Below are 9,193 nucleotides of genomic sequence, written 5' to 3' on the forward strand. Positions count from 1 at the left end.
TTCCGCCGGTCTTCTTTTCGAACGCGCCGATCTTCTCCTGCAGCCGGTCGACGGCCGGATTGTCGCCGAGCGCCTGGCGGTAGACGCCGGAAATCGTCTGCACCGACGCGATGTGGCGGCCAAAGACCTTTTCCAGCGCCAGCGAAATCTCCCCGACCGTCGCATTGGCGCGCGCGGCGTGGATGGCGAATTCGAGCAGGTTCTCGCCGCTCTCGGCCGCGCGGGAGAGCGCTGCGAGCGCATTCTCGAGCACCGCGACGTCGCGCGTGCCCTTCAGCCGCTGCAGCTTCGATAGCTGCCGGGCTCTTACCTCGGCATTGTCGATCTTCAAGACGTCGACTTCGATATCCGCACCGGGCCGGTGCGCGTTGACGCCGACCAGCACCTGCTCGCCTGAATCGATGCGCGCCTGGGTGCGGGCGGCCGCCTCTTCGATACGCAGCTTGGGAATGCCCTTCTCGGTGGCCGCGGCCATGCCGCCGAGCGCCTCGACCTCCTCGATATGGGCAAGCGCACGCGCTGCCAGATCATGCGTCAGCCTCTCGAGATAAGCCGAACCGCCCCACGGATCGATGATGCGCGTGGTGCCGGATTCCTTTTGCAGGATCAGCTGCGTGTTGCGGGCGATGCGCGCCGAATGATCGGTCGGCAGCGCCATTGCTTCGTCGAAGGAATTGGTGTGCAGCGACTGGGTGTGTCCCTGCGTCGCCGCCATCGCCTCGATCATCGTGCGGGTGATGTTGTTGTAGGGATCCTGCGCCGTCAGTGACCAGCCCGAGGTCTGGCAATGGGTGCGCAGCGACAGCGAGCGCTCGTCCTTCGGCGCAAAATTCTTCTTCATCAGGCTCGACCACAGCAGCCTTGCGGCCCTGAGCTTGGCGACCTCCATGAAGAAGTTCATGCCGATCGCCCAGAAGAAGGACAGGCGCGGCGCGAAACGGTCGATGTCGAGGCCGGCGGCGACGCCGGCGCGGGCATATTCTATGCCGTCGGCGATGGTGTAGGCAAGCTCCAGATCGGCCGTCGCGCCGGCTTCCTGCATGTGGTAGCCGGAGATCGAGATCGAGTTGAACTTCGGCATATGCCTGGAGGTGTAGGCGAAGATGTCCGACACGATGCGCATCGAAGGTTTCGGCGGATAGATGTAGGTGTTGCGGACCATGAACTCCTTCAGAATGTCGTTCTGAATGGTGCCAGTGAGATCGTTCTGGGCGACGCCCTGTTCCTCCGCCGCCACGATGTACAGCGCCATGATCGGCAGCACGGCGCCGTTCATCGTCATCGACACCGTCATCTCGTTGAGCGGAATGCCGTCGAACAGCTGCCGCATGTCGAGGATGGAATCGATTGCAACGCCCGCCATGCCGACATCGCCGGCGACGCGCGGATGGTCGCTGTCATAGCCGCGATGCGTGGCGAGATCGAAGGCGACCGACAGGCCTTTCTGCCCGGCCGCGAGGTTGCGTCGGTAGAAGGCGTTGGATTCCTCGGCTGTCGAGAAGCCGGCATATTGCCGGATCGTCCAGGGCTGCTGGACATACATGGTCGGGTAGGGGCCGCGCATGAAGGGGGGCAGGCCGGGATAGGTGTCGAGATTGGCAAGACCCTTGAGATCGCCTTGGCCGTAAATATGCTTTACGGCGATGCCTTCCGGCGTCATCCGCTGGCCCTTGAGCTCGACCGGCGCGCGACGCGGCTCCGACCAGCCGATCTGGCTGAAATCCGGGATCATGATCCGGCTCCGATCGACTGATCGATGCGCACCGGAAACAGCGGCTCGCAGGTCGCCACGCCTTCGGTCAGGGCCGGACGCCGCTCCCGCGGCAGCGTCTCGACAGGGCGTTCGCTGCCGACGCGGTAAACCGTCGTGCCGACAATGCCGCGTTCGCCCGACCGATAGGCGCCGTTGCGCTTGGCGGCGGCCGTCTGCACGCGGTTCTGGATATAGCCCTGCTGCAGGCTGGCGAGCACGCCGCCCTCGGCCTCGATGCGCTGGAATTCTTCCCAGGCCGCAGCGCAGAGATCGTTGGTCAGCGCCTCGACCGAACCGGAGCCGCAGGCCGGATCGGCGACATGGCCGATGTGGCTCTCCTCGGCCATGATCAGCTGCGCGTTGCGGGCGACGCGGCGGGCAAAGCCGGCCGGCAGCCCGTGCGCGATGGTGTGCGGCAGGATCGAGATCGAATCGGCGCCGCCGGTTGCCGCCGCGAAAGCCGCGATCGCCGTACGCAAAATATTGGTCTCCGGGTCGGCCATCGTCATCATGCGATACGAGGTCTCGGCATGGATGCTGGCGGTCGAGGCCGGGATAGAGCAGGCTTCCTGGACCCGCGCCCAGAGCTTGCGCAACGCCCGCACCTTGGCCATCGACAGGAACTGGTCCTGGTCGACGCTGAGCGCGAAGCCGATATAGGGCGCCGCATAGACCAGCGGCTGGCGCGCCTTCTCGAACATCCTGAGATAGGACACGACGGAGGCCATCATCGAGCCGAGCTCCTGCGCCTCGGTGGCGCCGGCATTATGGAAGACGCGGCCGTCGGCCTCGAGCAGCACGCCCGGCACGCCCATCGAGAAGAAATGCGCCAGCGACTGCGGCATCGATTCCTGCAGCGCCTCGATCGAGGTGCGCAGCCGCCCCGTGCCGGCGAAGATCGCTGCCGGGTCGATGCCAAAGGAAAGGTTGAGCTTGGCCGGATCGGAGCGGCGGCGGCTGAGAAAAGCCAGCAGCCAGTCGGCCACGGCGCGGCTCCAGGGGTGCGCGTCGATGCGCACCTGCACGCGGTTGAGCGGCACGCCGTCGAGCACTCTCTCCAGCGCCTCCGCGGTGCGCGGCAAGCCGTAGCCGAAGGCATTCGGCGCGCCCTCGAAGACAAGCGACAGGCCCGTCGCGCCTTGGGCGATGTCTTCCAGCGCTTGCGCGCTGGCCCGGGCGACGTCCGGGTCGTCGACGCGCTGGCTGACGATCCAGGGCGCGGTCGGATTTTTGCGCGGCAACGGCTCGGCGGTCGTCGAGCGTTGGCTGAGCGGCTCGATGCGGATGCCGTCATCGGTGTGGGAGACGAGCTTTTCCTCGAAGGATCCGCCGGTAAGCACCTTTTCCGCCAGCGCCCGCCAACGCTTGGCGTCCGGGTTCGGAAGGTCGACATCCCTGGTCAAGGCGCCGGCGCCCATCGCTCTCCTCGCTTCTCGGTCGCATCAGCCGGTCAAGCCAATCTAAGGTCAGGAACCGGATATCACAATGCATCATCCTGCCGGGTTCTCTCGCGGCCAGCCAATCGATTGCCAAACATGCGCCGAATCCGCAAGCGCCAAAGGCCAAATTCGCTGCGCCGCAAAATCGATGCCGGGCATTGCCGCATGCGACCGGCGTTACTATACCTCGGGTGAGGCCTTTGAGCGGAACAGATTGCGGAGACGGACATGGTTGACGAGACCAGCATCTTCATCGGCGCCAGCCGCAAGCCCGACGATTCCTATCAGCGCGCCGAAGAGCTGCTGCTGCGCTACGGCAACCGCCACGGCCTCGTAACCGGGGCCACGGGCACCGGCAAGACCGTCAGCCTGCAGATCCTGGCCGAAGGCTTTTCCAACGCCGGCGTGCCTGTCTTCTGCGCCGATATCAAGGGCGACCTTTCCGGCATATCCATGATGGGCGAGGCCAAGGATTTCCTGGTCAAGCGCGCCGAGCAGGTGAAGCTCGATCCTTATCAATTCCAGGAATTCCCGGTCATCTTCTGGGACCTGTTCGGCGAGCAGGGCCATCCGATCCGCGCCACCATTTCGGAGATGGGGCCGCTGCTCTTGTCGCGGCTGATGAACCTCACGGAAGCGCAGGAGGGCGTCATGAACATCGCCTTCCGCATCGCCGACGAGGAAGGTCTGCTGCTGCTCGATCTCAAGGACCTGCAGGCGCTGCTTGCCAACATGGCCGATCGCGCCGACCAGCTCAGCGCGCGCTACGGCAATGTCACCAGACCTTCGGTCGGCGCCATCCAGCGCACGCTGCTCGTGCTGGAGACCCAAGGCGCGGCGAACTTCTTCGGCGAGCCGGCGCTGCGCATTGCCGACATCATGCGCACCACGCGCGACGGCCGCGGCGCGATCAGCGTTCTGGCCGCCGACAAATTGATGATGAACCCCAGGCTCTACGCCACCTTCCTGCTCTGGCTGATGTCGGAGCTGTTCGAGGAGTTGCCCGAGGTCGGCGATCTCGACCGGCCGAAGCTGGTGTTCTTCTTCGACGAGGCGCATCTTTTGTTCGAGGACGCGCCGAAGGTGCTGATCGATCGCGTCGAGCAGGTGGTGCGGCTGATCCGCTCCAAGGGCGTCGGCGTCTATTTCGTCACCCAGAACCCGCTGGATATTCCGGAAAAGGTGCTGGCCCAGCTCGGCAATCGCGTCCAGCATGCGCTGCGCGCCTATACGCCGCGCGAGCAGCAGGCGGTGCGCACCGCCGCCGAGACCTTCCGGCCCAATCCTGATTTCGATTGCGCCACCGCCATCACCCAGCTCGCCACCGGTGAGGCGCTGGTCTCTATGCTGGAGGACAAGGGCGTGCCGGCCATGGTCCAGCGCACGCTGATCCGGCCGCCGTCATCGCGGCTCGGACCGATCACGCCCGACGAGCGCCGCAAGATCATCGCCGAGAGCCCGGTCGCCGGCCAGTATGACGACGCCGTCGATCGCGAATCGGCCTTCGAAATGCTGCAGAAAAAGGCCAAGGAGGCGCAGGATGCCGAGGCGCAGGCACAGCAGCAGAACAGCGGCGGTTCGCGCTGGACCATTCCGGGCTTCGACGATGTTCTGGGGACAGGCAACCGGCGGTCCTCAAACCGCCAGACCGTTGCCGAAGCCGCCATCAAGTCGGTGGTGCGCTCGGTCGGCTCGTCCGTCGGCCGCGCCATCGTGCGCGGGATTTTGGGCAGCCTGGCGAGAGGCCGCTGAAGCGGAGAGGCGGTACCGCGCCCGGCGCGACGCGAATCACGCCCCGCAGCCTTTGATATCGGGCGAGACCCGCTTGCCGTCGCGCGGAATCCGTCACGGAAATGCGCCGCCCCTGAGAGCCGTCCTCGTTACCTCGCGACGATCAAATCTTACCCGTCGACGAGTGAGCTGCATCAGTGGCGGCTAAAACTTTTCGCTACGGAACTTTTCCGGCAGAACCGCAATTTCATGAAATACCGGACGCGCCAAATCATGGCCTTTGACGTGCTGTTGCCGGGGGGCAAACTGGATAGCGCCGACAGCACGTGCGATCACGAATTATTGTGGCCAGGGAACCAAAAGCGCCCGCTCAGGTTGGGCCGAAGCTGCGGAGGGCTGAGCATCGGGAGTCCAAGTTGCGGCGCGATGACGATCTGCAAGCTTGGTATTCGGAAATTCCTGCTGAAAGGCGGCCACTGCTGAACGCGAAAGGTGGGCTGTCGCTCGGCCACGCTCGCCTCGTGGCGCAATTCCTGAGCGAGAACTTTTCGCGCAAGCTTTCGCTCGCCGAGATGGCGGCCGTGTGCGGGCTGTCGCCCTACCATTTCGCCCGCGCTTTCTCCAAGACGTTCGGCGTGACGCCGCACCAATATGTTCTTGCCCTCCGCCTTGACTTTGCCGAGAAGCTGCTGGCCGACAGGCGCATGTCGATCACCGACATCGCCTATCTGAGCGGCTTCTCGAGCCAGAGCCACCTCACCACCACGATGAAGAAATATCGCGACGTGACGCCGTTGCAGGTGCGGGAGAGGTTGGTTCGATCGCGGGCCGGTAGGCAGAGCTGATATCCCGGCGGCGGTTATCCATGGGTCGGCTTATAAAAGGTATTACTAAAGTAATTTTGCGTTAACCTATGGAAGATCTACGGTATATTTTCAGATAAACAGCAATTTGTTGGAATACGAACCTCTGAAAACCTGTCTTTCTGCAGCAAATCCGGTATTCGGATTCTAGCTGGCCGAGGGGACATGAGCGACGACACGGCGATCCGCCGCAGCCTTTCCGAGGAGATCGGTTATTGGCTGGAGTCGGCATCGAGGACGCTTGAGAAGCGCTATGGAAATGGCGTGCCCCTGGCCAAGCAGGACATGCTGCTGGCCCATTATCTCTACGGCCTCACGACCGTCGTTCACGCGCATGACGCGCCCGCCGTCCATCTGGCGGCGGTGCGCTCCTATCTCGAGCGGCTGATCCCAACCGAGCGGGTCACGGCGGCGCTCCTGGCTGTGCCCGAGGCGGGTGACGCCTGGCTTGAAAACACGCTCGATCGCGTCGAGGCGATCGGTGAGAAACAGGGCCATGCGCTGCTGGCGCGTGGCGCCGATGTGATCATCCCATTTTCGAGCAGACACGCTTTGGCGGCAGGGTCGGCGGAACCTGCCGTTATCGAGCGCGACCCACCAAAGGAGGCATTCTCGCAATGAACTTCAGGCAAGAACGTATCGCTCAGCGCGGGTCGGCCCGATTTGCTGGAAACTGGGTCTCCGGCGCCGTCGACAGCCGCTCGCTCCGTCGTCGCCTGATGGCGGCGCTTCGCAATGCGCATCGCGTGCTCGGTCTCGCGCGCAACCGGCTGGGGCTCGGCATGCTCGGTCTCGGCGGCGCGAGCTTGGCATCCGTCGGTGCGGCGGCTGGCCTGATGCTTTTTGTCGCCACGCCGGCTGACGCAGGCTCGGTTGCTTTAGGCGGCGGCTCGGCGACCGGCGCGGATAGCGTTGCGATCGACACGGGAAGCAGTGCAAGCGGACTGCGCGGCGTGGCGGTTGGAGCTGGGTCGTCGGCGAGCGGGCTGGATTCTGTTGCCAACGGCACCAACGCCAATTCAAGCGCCCAGAATGCCATCGCGATCGGCTTCCAGGCGATCGCTTCCCAGATAAACTCCATCAATATTGGCGCTCGCACCGCTCCGGGAACCGGTGCCCTTGCGGAGGGCGCCATCGCCCTTGGCACGGATGTGTTGGCATCTGGGACCACCTCTATCGCGATAGGACTCCAAAGCAAGGCCACAAACGACAGCGCCTCGGCGATCGGCCTACTTGCCAATGCTTCGGGGATAAGCTCAGGGGCGTTCGGTCGCTCAGCCACTGCTTCGGCCAATTTTTCGCTGGCGCTCGGCAATTTGGCCGTGGCGAGCGGTACCGGCTCGGTCGCGACGGGGTCCGGAGCCCAAGCCACGGGCGTCTCTTCCTCGGCGTACGGCAACAATGCCGCTGCGACTGGCACGAATGCATCCGCTATGGGACTGGGCGCAAATGCGAGCGCTCAATCGGCCATCGCCATAGGCACCAACTCCGCAGCGAGCGCCGCCGCCAGCACGGCAGTTGGCAACACCGCCGTTGCCAGCGGCATAAACTCCTCCTCATTCGGGTCTGGGGCGAAGGCGACGGGAGACAATTCTCTCGCCGCAGGCGTCAGCGCCAGCGCCGGCGGGGTAGCCAGCACCGCGCTCGGCATCGGCGCCAATGCGTCGGCGCAGAGCGCCATCGCCGTCGGCAACAATGCCAAGGCCGATGCCACCAACGCGGTGGCCATGGGCACCAATGCGGTCGCGACTGGCGGCCAGGCAGTCTCCATCGGCGCGAACAACACCGCCTTTGGCAACGGCGCGGTCTCCATCGGCGATCCGAGCTATGCCAGCGGCACCGGCGCCTTCACCGGCGGCGCCAACAACATCGCCAACAGCGACGGCACGGCGACCGCCACCGCCGCCAATATGGCCAACGGCGCCGTCGCCATCGGCAACAACAACAAGGCGATCGGGCAAGGCTCCGTGGCGCTGGGCAACGGTTCCACCGCGGGTGCTGCCGGCCTCGCCGGCAATGTCGCGCTGGGCGACGGCGCGACCGCTGCGGCGAGTTCCGGCGACGTGGCGCTGGGCTCGGGCTCGGTGACCGACGTGGCCGTCGGCACGGCCAGCGCGACGATCGGAACCACGACCTACGCCTTCGCCGGCACGACGCCGTCCTCGACCGTCAGCATCGGCGCGCCGGGCGCCGAGCGAACCCTCACCAACCTCGCCGCAGGGCGGCTCAGCGGCGGTTCGACCGACGCGGTCAACGGCTCGCAGCTTTTCGCCACCAATCAGCAGGTGACGCAGAACACCAGCGATATCAGCAATCTCAGCACGTCGCTTACCAACATCAACACCGGCGGCGGCATCAAGTATTTCCATGCCAATTCGACGGCGGCGGATTCGTCGGCGACGGGTACGGACTCTGTCGCCATCGGACCCGTCGCGACCGCGACCGGGACGAACGCCATCGCGGCTGGTACCAATTCGAGCGCCACCGGCGCCAACGCCTCGGCCGTCGGCAGCGGCGCCGTCGCGTCGAACCTGGACGCAACGGCCATGGGATACATATCCAAGGCTTCGGGCCAATACAGCACCGCCATCGGCGCCAATGCCAATGCGACAGGCACATCCAGCACGGCGATCGGCCAGAACGCGTTAGCCACGGGCGTTCAAGCGACGGCTCTCGGCGTAGGAGCGAATGCCGGCGCCGCCAATGCGATCGCGCTGGGCGCCCTCGCCACCGCCAGCAATGCCGGCGACGTGGCACTGGGCTCGGGCTCCGTGACTGACGTGGCTGTCGGCACGGCCAGCGCGACGATCGGGACCACGACCTACGCCTTCGCCGGCACGACGCCTTCCTCGACCGTCAGCATCGGCGCGCCGGGCGCGGAGCGGACCCTCACCAATCTCGCCGCGGGACGACTTAACGGCGGCTCGACCGACGCGGTCAACGGCTCGCAGCTCTTCGCGACCAACCAGCAGGTGACGCAGAACACCACCGACATCGCCGCCAACACCGCCGACATCACCACTCTCGGCAACACGATCAACACCATCAACACCGGCGGCGGCATCAAGTATTTCCACGCCAATTCGACGCTTGCCGATTCCCAGGCGCTGGGGACGGATTCCGTCGCGATTGGCCCGAATGCCGTCGCCACCAACACCGGCGACGTGTCGATCGGCCTGAATTCGGTTACCGGCGCCACCACCAATGTCGGCGGCACGACAATCGGCGGCGTGAGCTACACCTTCGCCGGCGGAACGCCGGCCGGCGCGTTCTCGGTCGGTTCGGTGGGCGCGGAGCGCCAAATCCAGAACGTCGCGGCAGGGCAGTTGAGCAACTCCTCGACCGATGCCGTCAACGGCTCGCAGCTCTTCGCGACCAACCAGCAGGTGACGCAGAACACCACTGAC

At 65.2% G+C, this 9,193-nt stretch carries 5 protein-coding genes and 1 pseudogene; 4 read left to right on the plus strand and 2 right to left on the minus strand.

What is annotated here, in order from left to right; translation table 11 throughout:
* Both scpA and FJ980_RS27795 read right to left on the minus strand, forming a co-directional pair.
* Positions 1-1,732: methylmalonyl-CoA mutase (gene scpA, locus FJ980_RS27790; protein WP_140546861.1), on the minus strand; the 1,732-nt coding region annotated here is incomplete at its 3' end.
* Positions 1,729-3,171 (minus strand): methylmalonyl-CoA mutase subunit beta, encoded by a 1,443-nt coding sequence (locus FJ980_RS27795; protein ID WP_140546862.1) that lies wholly within the window; start codon positions 3,169-3,171, stop codon positions 1,729-1,731. The genes FJ980_RS27795 and scpA, both read right to left, overlap by 4 nt.
* Positions 3,172-3,420: 249 nt before the next feature.
* Here FJ980_RS27795 and FJ980_RS27800 point away from each other — a divergent pair, with 249 nt between their 5' ends.
* From FJ980_RS27800 to FJ980_RS27815, 4 genes and pseudogenes are all read left to right on the plus strand, one after another.
* Positions 3,421-4,944, plus strand: a complete 1,524-nt coding sequence (locus FJ980_RS27800; RefSeq protein WP_140546863.1) for a helicase HerA-like C-terminal domain-containing protein — start codon at positions 3,421-3,423, stop codon at positions 4,942-4,944.
* Between the two features lie 395 nt (positions 4,945-5,339).
* Complete coding sequence (locus FJ980_RS27805; RefSeq protein WP_246676574.1) at positions 5,340-5,768, plus strand: AraC family transcriptional regulator; 429 nt, start codon at positions 5,340-5,342, stop codon at positions 5,766-5,768.
* Positions 5,769-5,951: 183 nt separating this feature from the next.
* Entirely contained in the window at positions 5,952-6,407 is a 456-nt protein-coding gene (locus FJ980_RS27810; RefSeq protein ID WP_140546865.1) for a hypothetical protein, read from the plus strand.
* Positions 6,404-9,193 (plus strand): annotated as a pseudogene (locus FJ980_RS27815) (calcium-binding protein); the annotation flags it as partial. The gene FJ980_RS27810 and the pseudogene FJ980_RS27815, both read left to right, overlap by 4 nt.

Source organism: Mesorhizobium sp. B1-1-5 (genome assembly GCF_006443065.1).
In the GTDB taxonomy this organism is placed as follows: domain Bacteria; phylum Pseudomonadota; class Alphaproteobacteria; order Rhizobiales; family Rhizobiaceae; genus Mesorhizobium.